The following is a 24,487-nucleotide window of genomic DNA, read 5'->3' on the forward strand; positions in this document are numbered from 1 at the left end:
TTAATCGTTAAAAGCTTGCATATCTATTAAACGTTTATACAAGCCGTTTTGCGACATTAATTCCTGATGACTACCAGTTTCTAACACTTCGCCCTTGTCAATAACAACAATTTTGTCGGCATGTTGAATGGTACTTAACCGGTGTGCAATAACAATTGATGTTCTGTTTTTCATCAGGTTGTTTAAAGCATCCTGAACCAGTTTTTCAGATTCGGTATCTAAAGCAGAAGTTGCTTCATCTAAAAGCATGATTGGCGGGTTCGCTAAAACAGCTCTTGCGATACAAACTCTTTGTCTTTGTCCGCCAGAAAGTCTGTTTCCTCGGTCGCCAACAAAGGTTTGATAACCATCTTCCGTATTTTGAATAAACTCGTGAGCGTTGGCAATTTTAGCTGCCGCGATAACTTCTGCTTCCGATGCATCGGGTTTTGCAAAAGCAATATTGTTAAATATGGTATCGTTAAAAAGAAATGACTCCTGATTTACAGTACCCATTTGGCTGCGAATACTTTCGACTGTTAAATCTTTATAATCGTATCCATCAATTTTAATTGTTCCTGATTTTGGATCATGAAAGCGGGGAATCAAATCCATTAGGGTACTTTTACCACCACCAGATGGGCCCACCAAAGCAACGGTTTGCCCTTTTTGAATAGTCAGGTTAATGTTTTTAAGCACTTGCTTTTCGCCATAGCTGAAAGCGACGTTTTCGAAAACAAGCGCATTACTGAACTTACTTAAGTTTTCCGCATTTTCTTTATTTGTAAGTTCTGGTTTAGTATCGATTAGTTCCAGTACGCGTTCACCAGCTGAAATACCTGAATGTATTCCACTAAATGAATCTGTTAAAGCTTTTATTGGCTGCATAACCTGACTGAAAGTCGCAAGATAAACTACAAAAGCACCTCCTTTAAGGTCTCCTTGTCCAGTTAAAATCATAGTGCCACCATATAAAAGGATAAAAACAACGACCAAAACACCCAAAGTTTGAGAAACAGGTGACGCAAGCTGTTGTCTTCTTGCCATCTTTCTGTTTAAAAAGGAGTAGAATTTGTTTTCTTCGCCGAACTTATTTTTAACACGTTCTGCAGCATTAAATGCTTTAATGATTTTAATACCACTTAAAGATTCATCTAAAAAGCCAATCATTTTTGCAAAGGATTCATGCGATTGGGTAGCTTGCTGTTTTAATCTTTTAACAATTTTACTGATTATAAAACCAGAAACAGGGATAACCAGTAATGAAAATAAAGTTAATTTAACAGAAATAGATAATAGGACGGCTACAAAAAATATTAATTGTAATGGTTCTTTGAAAACCACTTGCAAGGTATTGGTTACTGTAAATTGTACCACTTGAACGTCAGAGGCTACTTTTGAAATAATATCACCTTTGCGCTCGTTGTTGAAGTAGCCAACGTGTAGGTTCATTACATTATCAAATACCTTTTTGCGCATATTAAGTAAGGTGTGAACCCTTAGATCCTCCATATAACGCTGAGAAAAATAACGGAAGAAATTAGCGAGAAACACGGTAATAACAATTACTACGCAAATTATTTGAAGTGCGTAAACATCGCCATGTTGCGTACTTATTTTATCAATATAAGCTTGAAAAAGTTCTCTTGGGTCTAAAAGCGACTTCTCTCCTGAAGAGGGCAAAGGTTTAGAAAGGCTATCTTTTAAAAACAAAGCCTGCATTAATGGTCCTAGTAAAGTAAAAAGGAAGGTATTAAAAATAATAGCGAAAAGCGTTGCAATAACATAAGGTATGGCGAACTTTTCTATTGGCTTGGCAAAGGATAATAAACGAAAATAGGTCTTCATTTTATATAAAATGGAATATGTACAATGGATGACGGGTTAAAAACATCTCCAAAAAATTTAATTAAAACTTGGCAAATGTACGGTTTTCAAACAGACCTTTATGTTTTGAGGCTTTGAGCCTTATAAAATTACAATCGTTTTATGGTTTTTTGAGCAACGGATTGATTTATGATTTCCATTACATCAGATATACCTATGGATGAATTATACTTTTGCTTTAAGGTTTCAAGTTTTTGGCGGCTACTGCTAATTGCCGCAAATGAAGCTATATATTGTTTATATGCATCCAAAATCCAAAATTTACCAGTTAAAAGTTTAGGAATAATTTCAGCAAACAATAAATGTAAAGGAAGCAAGTTTAAACGTGCGCCATTAAGCTGGATGCGTTGCAAAAAGAACCGGTTTCTATAGTATATCTTCTTTATAAAGTCTGATTTGATTTGCGTTTTTGTACTCCCGCTGATGTGATGGAAACAGAAAGCCCGATGTTCGTAATAACATTTCCAGCCCAATTGCCAGGCTCTTAAGCTTAAATCAAAATCTTCTGAGGAGAACGGAGAGAATATTTCATCAAAACCACCAAGCTCTTTTAGCTTTTTTGCGTCAACCAATGCATTTGCGCCAGAAAGATAAGCCGTGTAAACATCTTCATCCTGTGGGTTTTCGCTATAGTAAAACTTGTTGGCTTTAATTCTGCACCCACTATAATAAAGTAAACGAGCAGCATCTTCTATCTTCGTTTCGTCAAAACTCATAATTCTGGCCATTACGCCAAAAGTATCAGCCTTGCTAAAATATTTCCATTGATGTTCAAAATAATCGGGTGTAAGTTTTACATCAGAATTTAAAAGTAGAATCAATTCGTATTTAGCTTCGCGGATGCCATGATTACAGGTGTAAGAAAAACCTCTGTTTTTATCGTTAATCAGAAGTTTAACGTCCTGATACTGTTCCTTTAAAAAGTTAATGCTATCATCTTTAGAGCCATCATCGATTACAATAACTTCAAATTCCGTATTTGCCTTTTGTGCCGCCACAAAAACTGATGGCAGGTATTGCTCCAGTAAATGTTTGCCGTTATAATTTGGTATTACGATAGAAACGCTTTTTTGCATTTACTTTACAATTTTGTAATTACGATATTCGAAAAGACGTAAGCCTGTTAAATCTTCAATTTTTTGTAGTAACGTTCTACGGAAATTCATTTTAGGGGTTTGTTTTGTTAAATCCTGTTCAAATTTCCAGTTTGCCGACTCAATTCTCGGTTTTAAAACCTTCGGATGAGTGCCTTTAAAATGAACTAAGCGATCTGCATTATGCATATCAAACGTATTTTGCACTGGATAATTTTGCTCGATCCATTCTTCCGTTTGATAATATTGATTAAAGTTTCGCACTTTGCCTTGTAAACCTTTTGGTGGTTTTACCCAGCCGTAATGGTAAATGTACGCATCGATCAGTTTAACTTTAAGCTTTCGTTCGTTAATTCTGAAACCCTGCGCATCCTTATAAGAGTGTACGCCAGGTAAGTTTTTTAAAATTCTAACCTCTCTTCTATACCAGCGTCTTGATTCGGCAAGGTAATCGTAAGAAGCATAAAAGTGCTTGTATTTTAACAGCAACGCTTCAATATTATTGTCATCAAGCGCAGCTTCCATTTCTTTTTTGATCAGGGGCAGATAATCTTCGTGAATTGCTTCATCACCCTGAATGTACACCATCCAGTCGGTGTCTTTTGGAATTGCAGCTAAGGCTTTATTGGTTTCATCTGCAAAAACATGACCGCCTTCTTTCAAATCTTCATTCCAAATCGTATCAATTACTTTTATTTTATTAGGATCGATGCTTTTTATAAGCTGGGTGGTTTCATCCGTCGAATTTCCTAAAGCAACAACAAAATCATCGCAAAGCGGCAAAACAGAAAGAATGGCTTCGCGTACCGGGTAATCGTTTGCAATTGCATTTCTGATAAAGGTAAAGCCAGTAACTTTCATTTAAATTTTGTTGTTGATTTAGACCGATATCCGGGTTATAATTTTGTTAATTTGTACAAATATAGTTTTATTGATGAATACCCATCTATCTCTTTTAGGCGAAATTAAACAAGGTAATTATAAGGTTTTAGCCCGGGTTTTAACTTTGGTTGAGAACGATATAAAACCTGCTGAATTGATTTTGAGAGATTTAGATAGCAAAGCAGAAGTTCCTGTTGTAGGCATAACTGGCCCACCGGGTGCAGGGAAAAGCACATTGGTAAATGCAATAACGAATTATTTTACTGCTAAAGATAAGCGGCTTGCTATTTTGGCCATTGATCCAACTTCGCCATTTAACTACGGTTCTTTATTGGGCGATCGGATTAGAATGGCTGCTCAATTTAATAAGCCAAATGTATTTATCCGTTCGCTTGCTACTCGTGGTGCATTAGGTGGAATTTCAGCCAAAACAATTGAAATGGTTGATGTTTTGAAAGCCTCGAATTTTGATTTAATACTTGTAGAAACAGTTGGTGTTGGGCAATCGGAAGTAGAGATTGCTGGCTTGGCTGACAGGACGGTAGTTGTTTTAGTTCCTGAGTCGGGCGATGAAATTCAAAATATTAAATCGGGATTAATGGAGATAGCAGATTGTTTTGTTATTAACAAAGCAGATCGGGATGGAGCAGCAACATTTGCCAATAATCTGAAAAAAATTGTTCATCAAGGCTCAAAGACAATTCCAATACTGAAAACTATCGCGGATAAAAATGAGGGTATAGAAGAATTATGTAAATGGATGATTAAGCCTTTAGATAAAGGATCACATCAAACAAAAGAATTTTTATATGCAGAAAAGGCCTGGAAAATTATTCAGCATTATAAAATGAAAGATATAGATAGAAAAAAGCTTCACGAAGATATTCGCGAAGCTTTAAAAGAAAGTGATTTTAATATTTATCGCTTTGCAGAACAGTTTATACAATCAGTATAATCATTACCCTTTCTGTATACTTGGTTAACCCTTGATATACTATTTGTTAACCCTTTGTTAACCCTTTCCCTACCCTCTGTTAACCCATCCTTTACCCTTTGTTAACCCATTAGGTAAAGAAATAGTAAAGAAAGGGTTAACAAAAGGCAAATGGCATAGCCTGAAGGTCTAATCGAGGTGCATATATCAAATGCTAATGGAGTGCATCAGTTATACTATCCATTCATAATATCTTCAATCTCTGCAGCTTCCACTGGGATATCGGCCATTAAATCAATATTTCCAGTCGCTGTAATTAGGATGTTGTTCTCTAAACGAATACCTAAGCCTTCTTCTGGAATATAAATACCTGGTTCTACCGTTAATATGTTTCCTGCAGCGAATGAAGTATATCGCCCTGCAAAATCATGAACATCAATTCCTAAATGGTGAGAAGTACCGTGCATGAAATATTTTTTATAAGCAGGCCACGCTGGGTTTTGATTTTTAACATCAGCAGTAGACAATAAACCAAGATTAACCAGTTGTTCCGTCATAATTTCGCCAACCTGCTCGTGGTATGTATTCCATACGGTTCCTGTTACAAGTAGCTTTGTAGCCTCTTTCATTACATGCAAAACAGCATTGTAAACATCTTTTTGTCTTTGGGTAAATTTTCCGTTTACTGGCACCGAACGACTCATATCTGCGTTATAGTTGGCATATTCTGCACCAAAATCAAACAGAATTACATCGCCAGCTTTACATTCCTGGTTATTATCGATGTAGTGCAAAATGTTTGCATTATGGCCCGATGCAATAATAGGCGTATAGGCGTGTCCAGTTCCACCCTGACGAATAAATTCATGAATAATTTCTGCTTCAATTTCGTATTCCTTAACACCAGGCTTAATAAATTTTAAAACCCTTTCAAAGGCATCACGCGTAATGCCACAAGCCTTTTTTGTTAGTTCGACTTCAACATCTGATTTAACAGCTCTTAAGCCCCTCATGATCGGTGCAGAACGTTCGTAATGATGTAAAGGGTATTTCGAGCGCATTTGCTCGATAAAGCGAATATCACGATAAGGTACGGTATGCGCATACCTATCATTCTCATTTGTATTTAGGTAAATGTTATCGGCATAATTCACAATGCTATGCAGGATATTATCAAAATCTTCCAGCCAAAAAATGCTTTCAATACCAGAGGTAGCCTTTGCTTGTTCTTTGGTGTACTTATATCCTTCCCAAACTTTAATATAATCATTTGTCTGTCTTAAAAACAGGACTTGTCTGTACAAAGGGTTAGGACAATCGGGATAAAGCAGCAATATTGTCTGCTCCTGATCGATTCCTGTTAAATAAAATAAATCTGGATTTTGCTTGAAAACGAAATTCTGATCGCCACTTCTAGGGAATTCATCTTGCGATTGAAATATAGCTAAAGAGTTGTCTTTTAGTTCTTTAATGAAGTTTTTTCTATTTAAAATAAATAGATCCTGATTGATTTGTGGGTATTTCATAACTATTATAAGGTAAAATAGGTGATGGCCAAATGTAAGAAAATGATTAATTATAGTGAAGTTTGGAACGGAGTTTGTATAAAAGTTTGAAAATTTAATATTTTGTTTAATTTTGCAGTTACTAAAAAATTAATCAATTAAATTGTTTAACCCTTAAAAAAGAAAAAAGATTATGAATTATTCTACTTTAAAGAAAAGTGTTGCACTTTCTTTAGTGGCATTAACAGGAGTAGCTACTCTTGCTGTCGCTCAAGATGCTCCTGCAACAACTTCTTCTACCAAAGTATTTGGTGGAAGAGGACAGTACAGAACTTGGTCAATCGGTGTGAACGGTGGTGTTTTAGCTCCAGTTGTTGCTATTGGCGGTTCTAACGATTTTAACCAATGGGATGTTAACTTAGGTTACGGTTTAAATATCCGTAAACAATTAGGTCATTCTTTTGCATTAGAATTGAATGGTGTTCGTGGTAAAGTTTCAGGTTCAAATGTTTCTACAAATGGTCCTATTGCTCCAGGTAGTGCAACTGCTAAAGAATACGAAACTCAATTACAATATGCTGTAGATTTACGCGGTGTTGTTAACGTTGGTTCTATCGATTTCTTACGTCGTGAGAATTCAGTAGGTTTCTTCGTTACTGCAGGTGCTGGTTATATGGCTTATGCTCCAAAAGTAACTTATACTAACGGTGCTGTTGTTGATTGGAAAGGTAAAGCTACAGGTCCTGTAGGCGATCCACATGAAGCTAAAGATTACGTAAAAGGCATGTACATTCCAGTAGGTGTTGGTGTTAAATTTAAAGTTTCTGAGCGTGTTAACTTCAACTTAGGTTACACAATGAACTTTATTGATGCTGATAACTTTGATGGAGTTTATGCTCAAGGTACTACTAAAGATAAATTCTCTTACGGTTATGCTGGTTTAGAATTCTCTTTAGGTTCTTCTGCTAAACCTAGCTTAGAGTGGACTAACCCATTAGCTACTATGTACGATGAGTTAAAAGATCCAACTTTACGTCAAGAAGTTGAAGCTTTGAAAAACCGTGTATCTGCTGTTGAAAAATCTGTTGAAGATTTGAAAAAAGATACTGATGGTGATGGTGTTGCTGATCAATTCGACAAATGCCCAGGAACTCCTGCAGGTACTGCTGTTGATGGTTCAGGATGTCCACTTCCTAAATTCGAAGCTGCTAAAGATTCTTCAACTGTAACAGGTTTTGAGAAAATTGGTTTCGATTTCAACTCTTCAGTATTAAAAACTGAGTCTTACCCTACTTTAGATAAATTATCTTCAGTGTTACGTGAAAACGGTGGTAAAGTAACTGTAAACGGTTACGCTTCAAGCGAAGGTACTGCTGCATATAACTTGAAATTATCTAAAGACAGAGCTAACTCTGTTAAAACTTACTTAGTAAACTCTGGCGTTAACGCTACTCAAGTTGCTACTAAAGGTAATGGCGAAGCTAATCCAATTGCTTCTAACGATACTGAAGAAGGTCGTATCCAAAACCGTCGTGTTGAAACTGCTAGAAACTAGTATTTCAATATAAAATTTTAAAAAAGGGTCGCGACTTTATGTCGCGACCCTTTTTTTATTTCATACATTTGCCTTATGTACTTCTTTAGAAAAAAGGATCCGAATAGACCTAATAACATTAATATAAGGATTATGCATTTTATTAATGCATTGGCTATTTTAGTTTTTCTTGCGGGCATCATTTATAAGCTTATTCAATGGCTTACTAAATCTTAAAAATCACTACAATATTCGAAATGAAAAAAATTATTAAAACCACCAATGCACCAGCGCCAATTGGGCCATACAATCAGGCTGTATTAGCAGGAAACTTTCTTTTTGTATCTGGTCAGGTTGCTATTAACCCCGAAAATGGTGAATTAAACATCAGCAATATAGAAGAGGAAACTCATCAAGTTATGCGTAATTTAAAAGCGGTTTTGTTAGAGGCTGGCCTTGATTTCGAAAACGTTGTAAAAACCACTATCTTTTTAACTGATATGGGAACCTTTACTCAGGTAAATGAGATTTATGGAAAATACTTCACTTCAGATTTTCCTGCACGAGAAACGGTACAAGTATCAGTACTGCCTAAAAATGTTAATGTAGAAATTTCGGTAATTGCCATTGTATCATAACTTTGATATCGAGTAAAAGCAAATACTTTTTAGCAGGCATTATTCCCTACATTATCTGGGGAACAATGTCTGTTCCGCTTAGAAATATAAAACATTTCCCACCCCAGGAAATTTTATACTATCGAATATTTATTTCCATCATTATGGTTTGGGGAACCATTCTTTTATTCAGAAGAACAGCACTCAAAAAAGATATAATCCATGTTCGATCATTAAAAAAAGGTGAGAAAACAAAGCTGGCGTTACTCACTATTTTATCTGCTGTTCTAATTACGGGCAATTGGTTTACGTATATTTTTGCGGTAAATAGCGTTAGTTTAAAGGCGGCTGCTTTTGCGTACATGGTTTGCCCGCTTATAACGGCGTTATGTGGATTTATTATTCTTAAAGAAAGGCTTACCAGAACTAAGGTTATTGCAATTGCTGTAGCGTTTATAAGTATAATTTTACTCGCAACGGGTTCTTTGTATGAGGTAGCCTGGGCGGTAATTATAGCTTCATTTTATGCGCTTTATGTAATTGTTTTAAAAGTTATTAAGCAAGTAGATAAGTTTAATTTCCTAGGTGTACAGCTAATTCTTTCTGGATTAATCATGTTGCCGATGTACTTTGTAAATTCAAATGCTTTTCCTACTGATACTTATTTTTGGACACACATTTTCTTAATTGCAATTGTTTTTACTATAATTCCGCTTTTTCTAAATTCGTATGCGCTATTGGGGATGCCATCTTCAGCCTTAGGAATTTTGATATATTTAAACCCGATAGTTGCTTTTGCAGTTGCATTTTTCTATTTTAAAGAGAAAATAGATATACATCAGTTATTTGCTTACTTGCTTTTACTGCTGTCGATAATTATTTTTAATGCACAATTGCTAAAAAGTGTTGCTTACAAGAAAGACTAATTATTTTGTTCAATTCGGTTTTAGATACTCCTGTAGAATTTATTAAAGGTGTTGGCCCAAGCAGGGCCGATGTTTTAAAAAAAGATCTTGGTCTTTTTACCTTTCAGGATATGCTTGCACATTATCCATTCCGATATATTGATAGAACAAAGTATTTCAAAATTAATCAGATTAATCTCGATTCTCAATACATCCAAATTATTGGGCGGGTAATTAGCAAAAAAGTTATTGGGGAGAAAAGAGCCAAACGGATTATTGCCGTTTTTAAAGACGAAACTGGAATAATGGAACTGGTTTGGTTTCAGAGTTTAAAGTGGGTAGAAGATAATATTGTGGTTGGTACGGCTTATGTAGCCTTTGGAAAACCAACGTTGTTTAACGGTACTTTTAGTATTTCTCATCCAGAAATGGAGCTTTATCAAAATAAACCCGCAGGACGAGGTAATTTAACTTTACAACCTGTTTATAATTCAACTGAAAAGCTTAAAAAATTTAATCTCGATTCGAAAGGATTACAGCGCTTAATAGCCGGTTTATTGGATCAGGTTATTCCGCAGGTTCCAGAGAATTTGCCACCTTATATTTTAAATAAATATCAGCTTCCAGATAAAAGAATGGCTTTGCTGAATATCCATTTTCCTAAGAACCAGAAAGATTTAAATGCTGCCGAACGAAGGCTGAAATTTGAGGAACTATTCTTTATTCAATTGCAGCTCTTGCATAATAAGCAACTGCGCCAGTTAAAATTTAAGGGTGTAACTTTTGAGAAAGTTGGCGAAAAGGTTAACCGTTTTTATAAAGAGTTTTTACCTTTCGAATTAACAAATGCCCAAAAACGTGTTGTTAAGGAAATACGGATTGATACCCAACGCGGTGTTCAGATGAATAGGCTTGTGCAGGGCGATGTAGGAAGCGGGAAAACAGCTGTTGCTTTAATGAGTATGCTTTTGGCAAACGATAATGGCTATCAGGCTTGTATGATGGCGCCAACTGAAATTTTGGCTCGACAACATTATGCCTCCATAACTGAACTGGTAACCGATGATTTGGTTAGAGTTGCCATTTTAACTGGAAATACGAAGAAAAAGGACAGAATCATTTTACACGAACAGTTGGAAAATGGGGAAATTGATATTCTGATTGGCACACATGCTTTAATTGAAGATAAGGTTCAGTTTAAAAATTTAGGATTGGTGGTTATCGATGAGCAGCATCGTTTTGGTGTGGAACAGCGGGCGAAACTTTGGCGTAAAAATGTTATTCCACCACATATCCTGGTAATGACTGCAACGCCAATTCCACGAACTTTGGCCATGACTCTATACGGCGACCTGGATGTTTCGGTAATTGATGAGTTACCCGCAGGAAGAAAACCAATTGAAACCAAGCATCTTTTTGAAGGTCAAAGATTGCGGATGTTTGGTTTTATGAAGCAGGAAATTGCAAAAGGCAGGCAGGTTTACATTGTTTATCCTTTAATAAAAGAAAGCGAAAAATTAGATTTGTTGCACCTGGAGGCAGGAGTAGAGCAGCTGAGCTATCAATTTCCCCGTCCAGATTATCAGATCAGCATTGTGCATGGCCAAATGCCAAACGCAGATAAACAGTTTGAGATGCAACAGTTTATTGATGGTAAATGCCAGATTATGGTTGCAACTACGGTAATTGAGGTTGGTGTAAATGTTCCAAATGCATCGGTAATGGTTATCGAAAATGCCGAACGTTTTGGTCTTTCGCAACTGCATCAATTAAGAGGAAGGGTTGGGCGTGGTTCAGACCATTCTTTTTGTATTCTCATGAGTGGAAACAAACTCAGCAAAGAAGGTAAAGTTCGGTTAGATACCATGGTTAGAACGAATAATGGGTTCGAAATTTCGGAAATAGATTTACAACTTCGAGGGCCTGGAGATATTACCGGAACACAACAAAGTGGTGTACTTGATCTAAAACTTGCTGATTTAGCTAAAGATCAGATTATCTTATCAGAAGCTAGAAATACCGTAATCGAACTTTTTGAAACAGACCCACAGTTAGAAAAGCCTGAAAATGCTTTGCTTAAAGCACATCTCACAAAACTTGAAAGAGGAATATCATTCGATAAAATCTCTTAATATCATATCTTGGTAAGGTTTCTAATGTAGTTTTAATTCTGTTGCGATTTTAATTTTTCAACACTTAGTTTTGCAAATAAAAATATTCAGTGGCAGATTCAGACCCCAACTCCGTTTTAACCAAGCCAGACCCATTTGCGGCTTTACGTTATAAAGAATTTCGCTCTTTTTTAGGTATGCGCTTCTTCTTTACACTTGCTTATCAAATGCAGGCCGTTGTAATTGGTTACCATATCTACGATTTAACACACGACCCATTAAAACTTGGTTTAGTTGGCTTATGTGAGGCCATTCCAGCTATAGGAATTGCTTTGTATGGTGGTTACATTGCTGATAAGAGCGAAAAACGTGGTTTGCTAATCAAAATTTTCTCAGGCGTATGGTTCGCATCCGTTTTAATGTTGATCATAACGAGTAAATATCTTCATCTTAAAGAAGATTTAATTGTATTGATTATGTACGGTTTGGTCTTCTGCATAGGTTTGGCCCGTGGTTTCTTTGGTCCCGCCACATTCTCTCTGATGGCTAAAATTGTTCCAAAAGAATTATATCCTAATTCGAGCACATGGAATAGCAGCAGCTGGCAACTGGCAACGATTATTGGTCCGTTGGTTGGTGGCTTGGTAAATTGGCTTTGGGGCATAACGGCCGCGTATAGCGTAATTGTTGTATTGGTTTCTATATCATTGATCTGTATTTTCACTTTCAAAAAGCATCCATCCACTTACGTTCCGAAAGAAAGCATATTTCACAGCTTAAAAGAAGGGATTAACTTCGTTTTTAAAACCAAAATGATGGTTTGGGCCATGAGTTTAGATTTGTTTTCTGTATTTTTTGGCGGAGCTGTTGCCTTGTTGCCCATGTTTGCTAAAGATGTTTTTCATCTGGGTTCGTTCGGTTTGGGTATGATGCGTGGTGCTGCATCTTCTGGAGCGGTAATTACGATGTTAGCTATGACCCGTTTTTCTCCAATGGGCAAACCGTGGCGTAATTTACTTATCGCGGTAACGGGTTTTGGCCTAAGTATCATCTGTTATGGGTTGTCGAAAAACTTTTATTTAACGCTATTCTTCCTGTTTCTGGAAGGCTCGTTCGATAGTGTAAGTGTAATTATCCGTCAAACCATTATGCAGTTGCTTACGCCCGACGATATGCGAGGAAGAGTATCTGCGGTAAATAGCATGTTTATTGGTTCATCAAACGAAATAGGAGAGTTTGAATCTGGTTTATCGGCTAAATTGCTAACGTTGGTTCCAGCAGTTGTATTTGGTGGAAGCATGACAATTGGCATTGCATTTTTAACCTGGTTGAAAACAAGATCACTTACGAAGTTAAGCCTTCAAGATATAAATGAGCAAACTTCTAAAGCCGCTTAATTCTTAACCTCATCTCAACAGAAAGACAAATTAACTCAAATTGTATTTCCTATCTTCGTTGTATGCAAATTCAGGTAATAAATAGCCAAATTTCTGATATCGAAACTATTTTTCAGTTTTACGATATGGCAATTGCTCATCAAAAAAAAGTATTTAATAAACACTGGCAGGGTTTCAGCAGAAGCCTTGTAGAAACAGAAATTGCTGAAAACAGACAATATAAAATCTTGGTTAATGGCGAGGTCGCCTGCATTTTCGCGGTAACTTTTGAAGATAAATTAATTTGGGGCGATCAGGATGTCGATTCTATTTACATTCATCGTATTGTTACGCATCCAGGGTTTAGAGGCTATTCTTTTGTTAAAGAAATTATTAAATGGGCTAAAGCATTCGCTCCGTTAAATGGCATAAAATATATCAGAATGGATACTTGGGCCGATAACGAAAAACTTTTAGCCTATTACACTGGTTGCGGTTTTGATTATGTGGGCGTAGTAACGATGCAGGAAACCGAAGGTTTACCTAAACACTATGAAGGAATAAGCTTAAGCTTATTTGAGATTAAAGTATAGATTGGCTGAAATCTAATTTCCAGGCATACATCCCTTCGCCTTCTGCAATTTTAATAAAGTTATTTTTCTTTAATATAGAGTAGGAAGCAACATTTTCGATCTCGGTCGATGCTGAAATACTTTTTACATTTTGCTGTTCCTTTGCCCATTCTATAATCCTGGCAATAGCCTCCGTCATAAAACCACGGTTCCTAAATTCCTCATAAGTACCATAACCAATTTCGATTTCGCCATTGGCATCTGGTTCGCCAACAAAGCAAATATCACCTACCATCCTGTGGTCGGGTTTAGAAATAATAGTCCACAAAGTGTGATAGAGGTAGTTTTTATCTTTATCGAATACATTAGGCAATATGGTTTGCCACAACGCTTCCTGTAATTCGGCTGATATGTTTTTTTTTGTTGGAAAGAGATTAAACTCTTTTTCAAGGGAATGATCATCTTTAATGTATTTTAATAACTGATCGTGGTTAAGCGGTATTAAAATGAGGCGTTCCGTTTCTATCATTTCTGGTAATTTAAACGGTTGAATATAATAAGAAAAGTAATTTAACTCCTTGAAAATTAAATCAAATTTTTGTTAATTAAATTTTAATATACCTTAATTATTTGTCCAGTTATAATACCCAAAACACTTTTCTCGAATGCTTTAACAACCTTATCCATACTTACAGGAATTTCGCCAGGAAAAGCATCGAAGTAAGAAGGAGAATCTTCTACAACATTTGGGCTTACGGCATTTATACGAACGCCATTTTTAAGTTCTGCTGATGCAGCATAAACAAAAGAATTTAAGCCGCCGTTTGCAGTGCTTAATGCCGCACCTGATAGAACTGGGTGCTCAGCAAGTATGCCAGAGGTTAGTGTAAAAGAACCATTGTTGTTAATGTAGTTTTGCCCGATCAGAACAAGGTTAATTTGTCCTAAAAGTTTATCCAATAAAGCCTCTTTAAAATTAGTACCCGTCATTTGGCTTAATGGTGCGAAAGGGCCTTTGCCACTTGTACAAATCAATGCATCAAAGTTTCCGATCTTATCAAACATTGCCTTAATGGATTTTTCATCTGTAATATCTGCCTGAATATCTCCATTCGTTTTACCTACACGAATAATTTCGTGATTTTGGGAAAATGCAAACGAAACTTTTTTGCCCAGTGTTCCTGTAGCTCCAACTATAATTATTTTCATAATATTGAGTTTTTATTGAAGACTATTTAACGCCTGTTTAACTGCATTATCGTTTTGGTTTGCCGCTCTATAGTAACCAACATCACCTAAGTAATAACGGCAAAGCAAAGCCTTCAAATCGTTTAGAATAACGGTTTTAGAATTGTATAATTGAAAACGATCGATGGTTACATTTTTGCGCTGTAAATAACCGATGAAATCCTTAAAATCAAGGTCGTTTAAGGTAAAAACATTTACATTTTGTTCAATATACGCCTGACTATATTTATTGGTGAGGGTGTTAAAAACGTAATCAGACAGTACCTTTTTGCTAACCAGGTTGCTGTAAAATTTATTATAACCAATGGTATCGAGTTTCACAAAAATATCAGGCTGAATTCCACCTGTAGTTTTCGGCTTTCTCGGCTGCGATAAATTTATGCCACCATTTTTTTCGAGGGAATCTTTAAACGAGGTTAAATCGCCTGTTAATTCGCCATCATTCATGCGTTCATCTAATTCATGCTTGTAAGCATCGTAACCTTTTTTATAAGATTTTTGAATGCTTCGCCCCGATGGTGTATAATATCTTGCAATAGTTAAATTCAATGCCGAACCATCATCAAAAGCAAATTGTTCCTGTACCAATCCTTTACCAAAAGAACGGCGACCAACAATAATTCCACGACCTAAATCCTGGATGGCTCCTGCCACAATTTCACTTGCCGACGCTGTGTTTTCGTTAATCAGAATGGCTAATTTTCCTTGTTGAAATGCCCCATTGCCCGTCGAAAAGTAATCCGTACGTGGCTCGTGTTTGCCTTGCGTATAAACAATTAACTTATTTTCGGGTAAAAACTGGTCGGCTAGGCCAGTTGCAGCACTAAAGTATCCTCCTCCGTTATCACGCAAATCGAGAATCAGCTTTTTCATTCCTTTTGCTTTCAGGCTTGCTGCTGCTGCACTAAAATCACTATCTGTATTTGCACCAAATTTGCTAATGCGTACGTAACCAGTTTCTGGATTTAACATATAAGCCGCATCAATGCTACTGATACTTACCTTACCTCTTGTAACCATTACACGATTTGGTAGCTGGTTTCCGCTGTGCATTAAAAGTACGTTTACACCGCTTCCAGCTTTGCCTCTAAAACGGCCTGATAGCTGATCCTTGCCTAAATTTCTTCCGCTTACAGTCGCGGTATCTATACTTAAAATTTTATCACCAAGTTTTATGCCTGCCTGGTATGCAGGGCCATCTTTAATTACGCCTGTAACCATCATGGTATCGTTAAGCATATAATATTCTATGCCGACCCCTTCAAAATTTCCTTCTAAATTATCCTGCATATCCTGTGCATTTGCAGGAGGAAGGTAAACACTATGAGGATCTAGTTGATGTAAGACGCTATCGATAGGTAAATTTTGCAAAGAATCCGTGTTGATGTCATCTACATAATTTCCATTAATGATATGTAGGATTTCATCTAGTTTTGCAGAATTATTTGCAGTTAACGAAGGACTTTTTTTAACGCCAAAACCCTGGTCTTTGATGAATTTTATGCCCAAAAACATCCCAACTATTAAAATTACAGAATAGCTTGTCGCGATTAGGATATTATTACGGGTATTCTTTTTCATTGGCGTTATGCAAATTTATGAAAATTAGCGGGTTGATTATTTTTTTAACCACATTTTATCGTCTTTTGTTTCTAATTTTTAACATAAATTAACGCCAAAAAACCGTTCAGCTAATTTTATAACATATATTTTTCGTTTTTTAGGGTAGTTTTTAGAAAGAATTTACCGAATTTTATCAAAATTAAATTTATGAACAGAGTTACCGAGCAAGAATCAAACTACAACGACATCGATAAAATGTCGGTAATGGAAGTTTTGCAGGGCATCAACAACGAAGATAAAACTGTAGCCTTTGCAGTAGAAAAATCTTTGCCTCAGATCGAAAAACTAACTTCGGCAGTTGCCGAAAGAATGAAAAAAGGCGGTCGTCTTTTTTATATCGGAGCGGGTACGAGTGGTCGTTTAGGCGTAGTCGATGCTTCAGAATGTCCGCCTACTTATGGTGTGCCGTTTGATTGGGTTGTAGGTATTATTGCAGGTGGCGATACGGCAATTAGAAGAGCTGTTGAGTTTGCCGAAGATGATGCAGAGCAGGCCTGGAAGGATTTACAGGAATTCGATATTAATGAACATGATTGTTTAGTAGGCTTGGCGGCATCGGGCACTACCCCTTATGTGGTTGGCGGCTTAAATACTGCCCGAAAACTTGGCGTTTTAACAGGATGCATTGTTTGTAATACGGGAGGCCCAATTGCGGCGGAATCTGATTTTCCAGTAGAAGTAGTGGTCGGACCTGAATATATTACAGGTTCTACTCGTATGAAATCTGGAACGGCGCAAAAACTGGTTTTAAACATGCTGAGTACCACAGTTATGGTTCAGTTAGGGCGTGTTGTTGGAAACAAAATGGTTGATATGCAGTTAACTAATAATAAATTGGTTGATAGAGGGATACAAATGGTTGCCGACGAATTAAATATTGGTTATGATGAAGCTGCCGATCTTTTATCGGTTCATGGAAGCGTACGAAAAGCGGTAGAAGCAAAGCAACAAGGCGTTAAAAGTTAAAAGCTACTTGTTTAAGGACGAATTTTCAGAAAGAACCCATATAGTTTAATTTTTAGCAAAGCCATTAGCTAGCTTTTAACCTTCAACTTTTAACTTAAAATGCACGAAATCGAACCTTATTACCAGTGGAGAGATGAATACATTTCGGCAGAAGATGAGCGTTCGCCATTTTACAATACCGAATATTCGGAACTTTACTTCGATAAACAGATTTACAATTTTTTACTCCATCCGCAGTGGGATGAATTTGGATCGAACACGCTTTACATGAAAGTGCTCTATGCAGATTACGATCGGAGTTACGCTATAATTGAATTAATCGGTGAATGGAATGATGCGATAAATAACGACATCATGCTGCTCAAACGGGATATTTTAGAGTTGATGATGGATGAAGGCATAAACAAATTCATCCTTATTGGTGAGAATGTTTTAAACTTCCATGCTTCTGATGATAGTTATTATGAAGAATGGTTTCAGGAAGTAGAAGATGGCTGGATTGTGGGCGTAAATTTCCAGGAGCACGTTATTCAGGAGTTTAAAGATAATAGCATCGATTATTATATTAATTTTGGTGGTGCTTTTGATAATCTTCCCTGGCGTACACTAAAACCGTTACAGTTCTTTAAGAAAGTTGAAGAATTACTGACAAAAAGATTGAACTAAATTGTTATTTTTAAAATCATTAAATACACAAAATAAAAAATGGAACAACAAAATTATCAATATCAGGAAAACAGCGTTTTTGTACAAGAAGGTTCTGTTTCTAAGAAATTCTTCGCAAATGTTTTCTTATGGATGTTTGTGGCATTAAGCTTATCAACAGTTGCTGCATATCTTTTCGGTACAAACGAACAATTTATGCAATACTTAATTAATATCAATCCAGAAACAGGAAAAGCTGGTATGTCAATTTTTGGCTATATTGCTATGTTTGCACCACTTGGTTTGGTTCTGCTAATGGGTTTTGGTTTAAGTAAACTTTCATACCCAGCATTAGTTGGAGTTTTTGTTTTGTATTCGGTACTAACAGGTATCAGTTTAAGCTTTATCCTTCTTGCATACACTTCAGGTTCGGTAGTAAGCTGTTTTGCAGGTGCTGCTGGTATATTTGGTATTATGGCTGTAATGGGTTACACCACAAACATCGATTTAAGTAAATTCGGACCAATTTTAATGGTTGGCGTGATCGGTTTAGTTATTGCGAGTGTTGTTAATATGTTTATTCAAAGTGAGCAATTCAGTTTATTTATGGCTTTCATCGGTATCGCTATTTTTACAGCTTTAACCGCTTACGACGTTCAAAAAATTAAACGTATTGGCGAAGGAATAGAAGCAAGTGGCGAGCAGGTTTTACAAGTAGAATCTAAGAAAATGGCCATTGTTGCAGCATTATCTTTATACTTGGATTTCTTAAACATCTTCCTTTTCTTACTTCGTATTTTCGGAAGCAGAAAGTAATCTGTAAACAGAACAATATTCTTAAGGCCATGCAGTTTTGCGTGGCCTTTGTAATTTTATTTGGTAGCAAAGCGATAATTTTTGGAATTGATGTTGCTTTGTTGCATTTTTGTATGCTTATTAAGAAAGACGGAGGGATTAGACCCAACGAAGTCTTAGCAACCTGTGCCAACAAGGTGCTACATTCTAATCTCAGCAGTGGCGAGAGCAGATAAGTTTTAGTGGTAGTTTACACGCCAACTTTTAAGATAAGCTTTTTAAGTATCAGGTATAAAGTATCAAATATAAAGACATGTTCGTCTAATATTTTTTGCTCGTTATCTGCAGTTAGATCGATGTCAAGAAATCTTGCTACTCGACACTAACAACTTGCTACTAGAAACAACAAATGAGCATTAGAGAAGAATTAGAAAAACGTATTTTGGTAATCGATGGTGCGATGGGTACCATGATTCAGCGTTATACTTTAACGGAAGAAGATTTTAGAGGGGAGAGATTTAAAAATCATCCTTGTGATGTTAAAGGCAATAACGATTTGCTAAACATTACACGCCCTGATATTATCAAAGCCATACACCTCGAATATCTAACATCGGGCGCTGATATTATAGAAACCAATACCTTCAGTACACAACGTATTTCCATGGCCGATTACCAGATGGAAGATTTGTCTTACGAGATGAGTTTCGAAGGTTCGAGAGTTGCCAAGGAAGCGGTTGATGAGTTTATGGCAAAGAATCCTGATCGGAAATGTTTCGTTGCTGGCGCTATTGGCCCAACTAATCGTACCCTTTCTATGTCGCCTAACGTAAACGACCCTGGTTACAGAGCCGTTTATTTTGATGAATTAGAGGAAGCTTATTACGAGCAGGTACGTGGCTTGGTAGATGGTGGTGCAGATGTACTCTTAATTGAAACCATTTTTGATACTTTAAATGCTAAAGTGGCTATTGTAGCCATCAAAAAATACGAAGAAGTAATTGGGCGGAAACTGGAAATTATGATTTCTGGTACCATTACCGACGCTTCGGGCAGAACTTTATCTGGACAAACTGCAGAAGCTTTCTTAAATTCTGTGATGCATGCAAAACCCTTAAGTATCGGTTTTAACTGTGCTTTAGGGGCAAAAGAAATGCGGCCTCACATTGAAGAATTGGCAAATAAAGCAGGTTGTTATGTTTCTGCTTATCCCAATGCAGGCTTGCCAAATGAGTTTGGTGCTTATGATGAGCAACCGCATGAAACCGCACACTTGGTTGATGATTTTATTGCATCAGGTTTTGTAAATATTGTGGGTGGTTGTTGTGGCACAACGCCAGAACATATTGGTTGTATTGCGAATAATGCAAGAAAGGCAGCTCCACGAAAATTACCAGTAATTGAGCCTTTTATGCGTTTAAGCGGCTTGGAACCAGTAACTATTAAACCAGACAGTATTTTTGTAAACGTTGGGGAGAGAACGAACATCACAGGTTCTCCAAAGTTTTCTAAATTGATTTTAGGCGGAGATTACGAAGCTGCTCTTGCCGTTGCCTTGCAACAGGTAGAAGGTGGCGCACAGGTAATTGATGTGAATATGGATGAAGGTATGCTCGATTCAGAAGCAGCCATGACCAAATTCTTAAACCTCATTGCTTCAGAACCTGATATTGCCAAATTGCCAATCATGGTCGATTCTTCTAAATGGTCGGTTATTGAAAATGGTTTGAAGTGCTTGCAGGGAAAAGGAATTGTAAACTCGATTTCACTTAAAGAAGGCGAAGATAAATTTAGAGAGAGCGCTCGTAAAATTATGCAATACGGTGCTGCGGTAGTGGTAATGGCTTTCGATGAACAAGGACAAGCCGATAATTACGAACGTAGAAAAGAGATTTGTAAAAGAAGTTATGATATTTTGGTCAGTGAAATTGGTTTTCCTCCTGAGGATATCATTTTCGACCCGAATATTTTAACCGTTGCAACGGGATTGGAGGAGCATAATAACTACGCTGTTGACTTTATAAATGCCACAAGGTGGATCAAAGAAAATCTGCCACATGCAAAAGTGAGTGGTGGAGTTTCGAATATTTCATTCTCTTTCAGAGGAAATAATACCGTTCGCGAAGCGATGCATTCTGCCTTTTTGTATCATGCCATTCAGGCGGGTTTAGATATGGGCATTGTAAACGCTGGTATGTTAGAGGTTTATCAGGAAATTCCACCTGAGCTTTTAGAGCGTGTGGAAGACGTTTTGCTTAACCGCAGAGATGATGCTACCGAACGATTGGTTGAATATGCCGATACCATAAAAAGTAAAGGTAAAGAAGTCGTTCGAGATGAAGAATGGAGAAAAGGAACGGTGGAAGAAAGGTTATCGCATTCGCTTGTAAAAGGAATTGTAGAATACCTGGATGATGATGTTGAAGAGGCTCGTCAGAAATATCCCCGTCCGATTCAGGTTATTGAAGGTCCGTTAATGGATGGGATGAATATTGTGGGAGATTTATTTGGCGCAGGCAAAATGTTTCTTCCGCAGGTGGTAAAATCGGCAAGGGTAATGAAAAAAGCCGTGGCCTATTTATTACCATTTATTGAGCAGGAAAAGTTAGATAACCCAGACCAGAATCAAAGTTCATCAGCGGGTAGGGTTTTAATGGCTACGGTTAAAGGTGATGTGCATGATATTGGAAAGAATATTGTAGGCGTAGTATTGGCTTGTAATAACTTTGAAATTGTAGATATGGGTGTCATGGTTCCTGCACAGGAAATCATTAAAAAAGCCAAAGAAATCAATGCCGATATAATTGGCTTAAGTGGTTTGATTACACCATCGTTAGATGAAATGGTTCACTTCGCCAAAGAAATGGAGCGTGAGAATTTTACTATTCCTTTAATTATTGGTGGAGCAACAACTTCTCGTATTCATGCTGCAGTTAAGGTAGCACCAAATTATTCGGGGCCTGCCATTCACGTTTTAGATGCTTCGAGGAGCGTTACCGTTTGTAGCACCTTAATGAATCCTGAAACAAAAGATGAATATGTTGCAGGCATCAGGGCTGAATATGATAAAGCACGTGAAGCACATTTAAACAAACGTTCTGATAAACGTTTTAAAACGCTTGAACAGGCTCGAGAAAATAAATTCAAAATCGATTTCGAACAAAACCTTCCAGTTCCTGAATTTACAGGCACCAGGGTTTTCGATAATTATCCTTTGGAAGAATTGGTTCCATATATCGATTGGACACCATTTTTCCATACCTGGGAACTTCGCGGAAGTTATCCGAAAATATTTGATGATAAAAATATTGGCGATGAAGCCAAAAAGCTATTTGATGATGCGCAAACTTTGTTAAAACGAATTTTGGATGGTAAGTTGCTAACAGCCAGGGCTGTAATTGGTTTTTGGCCTGCCAATACGGTTGGTGATGATATTCAGTTGTCTGTTGACGGTGATGTGTTACCAGCTAACGCTCAACATGCAACAGGTGATAAGCAAATGGTTACCATTCACACGCTTCGTCAACAGGCAGAGAAAGTAGATGGACAACCATATTATGCCTTATCCGATTTTATCGCACCAAAAGAAAGTGGAATACAAGATTATTTTGGTGGTTTTGCTTTAACTGCGGGTATTGGGATTGATGCTTTGGTTGAGGAATTTGAATCGAATCACGATGATTACAACAGCATTATGGCCAAGGCTTTGGCCGATCGTTTAGCTGAAGCTTTTGCCGAGCGTATGCACGAACGTGTGCGTAAAGAGTTCTGGGGTTATGCAAAAGAAGAAAACCTGAGCAATTCTGAATTAATTAAGGAAGAGTATGCAGGAATTCGTCCAGCGCCAGGATATCCTGCCTGTCCTGAACATACCGAGAAAGGAACGCTGTTCGCATTACTTGATGCAGAAAATAAAATCGATTTACATTTAACTGAAAGTTACGCCATGTATCCAACAGCTGCGGTAAGCGGTTTCTACTTTGCTCATCCACAATCAAGATATTTTGGTTTAGGAAAAATTACAAAAGATCAGATTGATGATTATGCCATTCGTAAAGATATGTCGGTTGAAGAGGTAGAAAGGTGGCTTTCGCCGAATTTAGCCTATTAACTGATGCCAGTTGCGAGTTTTCAGTTACCTGTCTTGGAGATAATACATAAAGAAGATTTCCGTCGAATAAACATGATAGAAAAAGAAAAAAAAGCTTACACCGATTTAGATGTTTGGAAAGAGGCGAGGATTTTGGCGAATGAAATTTATACTGCATCCAAGTTATTTCCTAAAGAGGAATTGTTTGGTTTAACTAGCCAAATGAGAAGATGTGCTGTTTCAATCGCTTCAAATATCGCAGAAGGGTGTGGAAGGAATTATCCAAAAGACAGCATTCAATTTTTCTTCATTGCAAGAGGATCAATATATGAATTGGAAACTCAAACTTATATTGCTTTTGATCAAAGCTATTTAACTGCTGAATTGTTTAAATCTTTATTAAATAGAATTGAGATAACCAGAAAGCTTCTAAGTGGATTTATCAAATATTACCAACAACTTGTGAAATAGGCATCTAACCAGGCAACACGTAACGAATCTTTATTAAATAGGATTGAGATAAACAGAAAGCTTCGAATTGGATTTGTTAAATATTAAGAACAACGTGTGAAATAGGCATCTAAACAGGCAAGACGTAACGAACTTTTATTAAATAGAATTGAGATAACCAGAAAGCTTCTAAGTGGATTTATCAAATATTACCAACAATTTGTGAAATAGGCATCCAAGCAGGCAACACGTAACGAACAACACGCAACAGAATGAAGATTACAGACCATATAAAAAACGCAAAGGGTAAAACCTTATTCTCTTTTGAACTATTACCGCCGATAAAAGGACAAAGTATTCAGTGGATTTATGACGCCATTGATCCGCTTTTGGAGTTTAACCCGCCTTTTATCGATGTGACTTCACTCCGCGAAGATTATATTTACAAAGAGCAGGAAAATGGCTTGTTGCAGAAGGTTTCTTACCGTAAGCGTCCAGGAACTATTGCCATTTGTGCGGCAATCATTCATAAATATAAAATTGATGCCGTTCCGCATTTAATTTGTGGTGGTTTTACCAAAGAAGAAACAGAGAATGCACTTATCGATTTGCAGTTTTTAGGAATCGATAACGTTTTAGCTTTACGTGGTGATGCCCGTGCAGCCGATCATTCTTTCGTGCCAACGAAAGGTGGCCATTGTTATGCCACAGATTTAATCGAACACATCAAAAATCACAATGATGGTAAATTTCTCCATGAGGATATAGAGACATTTAAAAGTGATTTTTGTATCGGTGTTGCCGGTTATCCTGAAAAGCATTTTGAAGCACCAAACTTAAATGCCGATTTCAAATACTTGAAAAAGAAAGTGGACATGGGTGCTGAATTTATTGTAACACAAATGTTTTTTGATAATCAGAAGTACTTCGATTTTGTTAAAAAATGTAGAGAGAATGATATTAATGTGCCGATTATCCCGGGTTTGAAACCAATCAGTACGCTCACACAGTTAAATGTTTTGCCAAAAATCTTCCACATCGATTTACCTGATGAATTAACGGATGCATTATCTCACGCAAAAAATAATGCTGAAGCGAAAGAAATTGGTACAGAAGCCATGATTAAGCAATGTAAAGAGCTTATGGAATTTGGCGCACCTGTATTGCATTTTTATACAATGGGAAGGCCAGAACAAACTAAGCAAATCGCAAGAGCAATATTTTAATCAAGCAGTCGTAGTGTTTTTGGCGTTTTAACACGCTGTAAGCTATAT

Annotated in this window: 21 protein-coding genes and 1 riboswitch; of the genes, 14 read left to right on the plus strand and 7 right to left on the minus strand. The window is 36.9% G+C overall.

The features are described from left to right. The 3 genes from ABD692_RS20080 to ABD692_RS20090 all read right to left on the minus strand — a co-directional run bounded on the left by ABD692_RS20080 (position 1) and on the right by ABD692_RS20090 (position 3,821). Positions 1-1,827, minus strand: a complete 1,827-nt coding sequence (locus tag ABD692_RS20080) for an ABC transporter ATP-binding protein (RefSeq protein ID WP_344769849.1) — start codon at positions 1,825-1,827, stop codon at positions 1-3. A 128-nt stretch (positions 1,828-1,955) separates the two neighbouring features. Further along, on the minus strand, positions 1,956-2,942 hold the full coding sequence (locus tag ABD692_RS20085) for a glycosyltransferase family 2 protein (protein ID WP_344769851.1): 987 nt from the start codon (positions 2,940-2,942) through the stop codon (positions 1,956-1,958). Beyond that, positions 2,943-3,821 (minus strand): glycosyltransferase family 2 protein, encoded by an 879-nt coding sequence (locus ABD692_RS20090; RefSeq protein WP_344769853.1) that lies wholly within the window; start codon positions 3,819-3,821, stop codon positions 2,943-2,945. 73 nt (positions 3,822-3,894) lie between these two features. Here ABD692_RS20090 and meaB point away from each other — a divergent pair, with 73 nt between their 5' ends. Then, positions 3,895-4,797: a methylmalonyl Co-A mutase-associated GTPase MeaB gene (meaB, locus tag ABD692_RS20095; protein ID WP_344769855.1), complete on the plus strand. Its 903-nt coding sequence runs from the start codon at positions 3,895-3,897 to the stop codon at positions 4,795-4,797. Between the two features lie 215 nt (positions 4,798-5,012). Here the strand turns inward: meaB and ABD692_RS20100 are convergent, their stop codons facing one another. Continuing rightward, positions 5,013-6,302, minus strand: coding sequence for an aminopeptidase P family protein (locus tag ABD692_RS20100; protein WP_344769857.1), 1,290 nt, complete (start codon positions 6,300-6,302; stop codon positions 5,013-5,015). A 172-nt stretch (positions 6,303-6,474) separates the two neighbouring features. Here ABD692_RS20100 and ABD692_RS20105 point away from each other — a divergent pair, with 172 nt between their 5' ends. The 7 genes from ABD692_RS20105 (at position 6,475) to ABD692_RS20135 (ending at position 13,417) form a co-directional block, all read left to right on the plus strand. Beyond that, entirely contained in the window at positions 6,475-7,836 is a 1,362-nt protein-coding gene (locus ABD692_RS20105) for an OmpA family protein (RefSeq protein WP_344769859.1), read from the plus strand. A gap of 75 nt (positions 7,837-7,911) precedes the next feature. After that, positions 7,912-8,052 (plus strand): DUF6728 family protein, encoded by a 141-nt coding sequence (locus ABD692_RS20110; RefSeq protein WP_344769860.1) that lies wholly within the window; start codon positions 7,912-7,914, stop codon positions 8,050-8,052. A gap of 20 nt (positions 8,053-8,072) precedes the next feature. Next, positions 8,073-8,453 carry a RidA family protein gene (locus ABD692_RS20115; protein WP_344769861.1) on the plus strand — a complete coding sequence of 127 codons (381 nt, stop codon included), beginning with the start codon at positions 8,073-8,075 and terminating at the stop codon, positions 8,451-8,453. 2 nt (positions 8,454-8,455) lie between these two features. Beyond that, positions 8,456-9,358, plus strand: coding sequence for an EamA family transporter (locus ABD692_RS20120; RefSeq protein WP_344769862.1), 903 nt, complete (start codon positions 8,456-8,458; stop codon positions 9,356-9,358). Positions 9,359-9,363: 5 nt separating this feature from the next. Next, complete coding sequence (gene recG / locus ABD692_RS20125; protein WP_344769863.1) at positions 9,364-11,469, plus strand: ATP-dependent DNA helicase RecG; 2,106 nt, start codon at positions 9,364-9,366, stop codon at positions 11,467-11,469. An 89-nt stretch (positions 11,470-11,558) separates the two neighbouring features. After that, complete coding sequence (locus ABD692_RS20130) at positions 11,559-12,845, plus strand: MFS transporter (protein WP_344769864.1); 1,287 nt, start codon at positions 11,559-11,561, stop codon at positions 12,843-12,845. Positions 12,846-12,907: 62 nt separating this feature from the next. Further along, positions 12,908-13,417, plus strand: coding sequence for a GNAT family N-acetyltransferase (locus ABD692_RS20135; protein ID WP_344769865.1), 510 nt, complete (start codon positions 12,908-12,910; stop codon positions 13,415-13,417). Here the strand turns inward: ABD692_RS20135 and ABD692_RS20140 are convergent. From ABD692_RS20140 to ABD692_RS20150, 3 genes are all read right to left on the minus strand, one after another. Continuing rightward, complete coding sequence (locus tag ABD692_RS20140; protein ID WP_344769866.1) at positions 13,407-13,925, minus strand: GNAT family N-acetyltransferase; 519 nt, start codon at positions 13,923-13,925, stop codon at positions 13,407-13,409. The genes ABD692_RS20135 and ABD692_RS20140 overlap by 11 nt on opposite strands. Positions 13,926-14,008: 83 nt before the next feature. Continuing rightward, positions 14,009-14,605: a short chain dehydrogenase gene (locus ABD692_RS20145; RefSeq protein WP_344769867.1), complete on the minus strand. Its 597-nt coding sequence runs from the start codon at positions 14,603-14,605 to the stop codon at positions 14,009-14,011. 12 nt (positions 14,606-14,617) lie between these two features. Then, positions 14,618-16,225, minus strand: coding sequence for a S41 family peptidase (locus ABD692_RS20150; protein WP_316762696.1), 1,608 nt, complete (start codon positions 16,223-16,225; stop codon positions 14,618-14,620). Positions 16,226-16,414: 189 nt separating this feature from the next. Between ABD692_RS20150 and murQ the strand changes: the two genes are divergently transcribed. From murQ to metF, 6 genes are all read left to right on the plus strand, one after another. Further along, complete coding sequence (gene murQ / locus ABD692_RS20155) at positions 16,415-17,233, plus strand: N-acetylmuramic acid 6-phosphate etherase (RefSeq protein ID WP_344769868.1); 819 nt, start codon at positions 16,415-16,417, stop codon at positions 17,231-17,233. A gap of 99 nt (positions 17,234-17,332) precedes the next feature. Further along, positions 17,333-17,899 (plus strand): hypothetical protein, encoded by a 567-nt coding sequence (locus ABD692_RS20160; RefSeq protein ID WP_316762690.1) that lies wholly within the window; start codon positions 17,333-17,335, stop codon positions 17,897-17,899. A gap of 39 nt (positions 17,900-17,938) precedes the next feature. Continuing rightward, positions 17,939-18,694: a Bax inhibitor-1/YccA family protein gene (locus ABD692_RS20165; RefSeq protein ID WP_316762684.1), complete on the plus strand. Its 756-nt coding sequence runs from the start codon at positions 17,939-17,941 to the stop codon at positions 18,692-18,694. 114 nt (positions 18,695-18,808) lie between these two features. Continuing rightward, positions 18,809-18,912, plus strand: a riboswitch (SAM riboswitch). 170 nt (positions 18,913-19,082) lie between these two features. Further along, entirely contained in the window at positions 19,083-22,784 is a 3,702-nt protein-coding gene (gene metH, locus ABD692_RS20170; RefSeq protein WP_344769869.1) for a methionine synthase, read from the plus strand. A 72-nt stretch (positions 22,785-22,856) separates the two neighbouring features. Next, the gene (locus ABD692_RS20175; RefSeq protein WP_344769871.1) at positions 22,857-23,234 is read left to right on the plus strand and encodes a four helix bundle protein; all 378 of its coding nucleotides are present in this window, start codon (positions 22,857-22,859) and stop codon (positions 23,232-23,234) included. Between the two features lie 251 nt (positions 23,235-23,485). Then, positions 23,486-24,439 (plus strand): methylenetetrahydrofolate reductase [NAD(P)H], encoded by a 954-nt coding sequence (metF, locus tag ABD692_RS20180; RefSeq protein ID WP_344769873.1) that lies wholly within the window; start codon positions 23,486-23,488, stop codon positions 24,437-24,439. The last annotated feature ends 48 nt before the right edge of the window (positions 24,440-24,487 follow it).

Source organism: Pedobacter ginsengiterrae (assembly GCF_039537385.1).
GTDB lineage: Bacteria > Bacteroidota > Bacteroidia > Sphingobacteriales > Sphingobacteriaceae > Pedobacter > Pedobacter ginsengiterrae.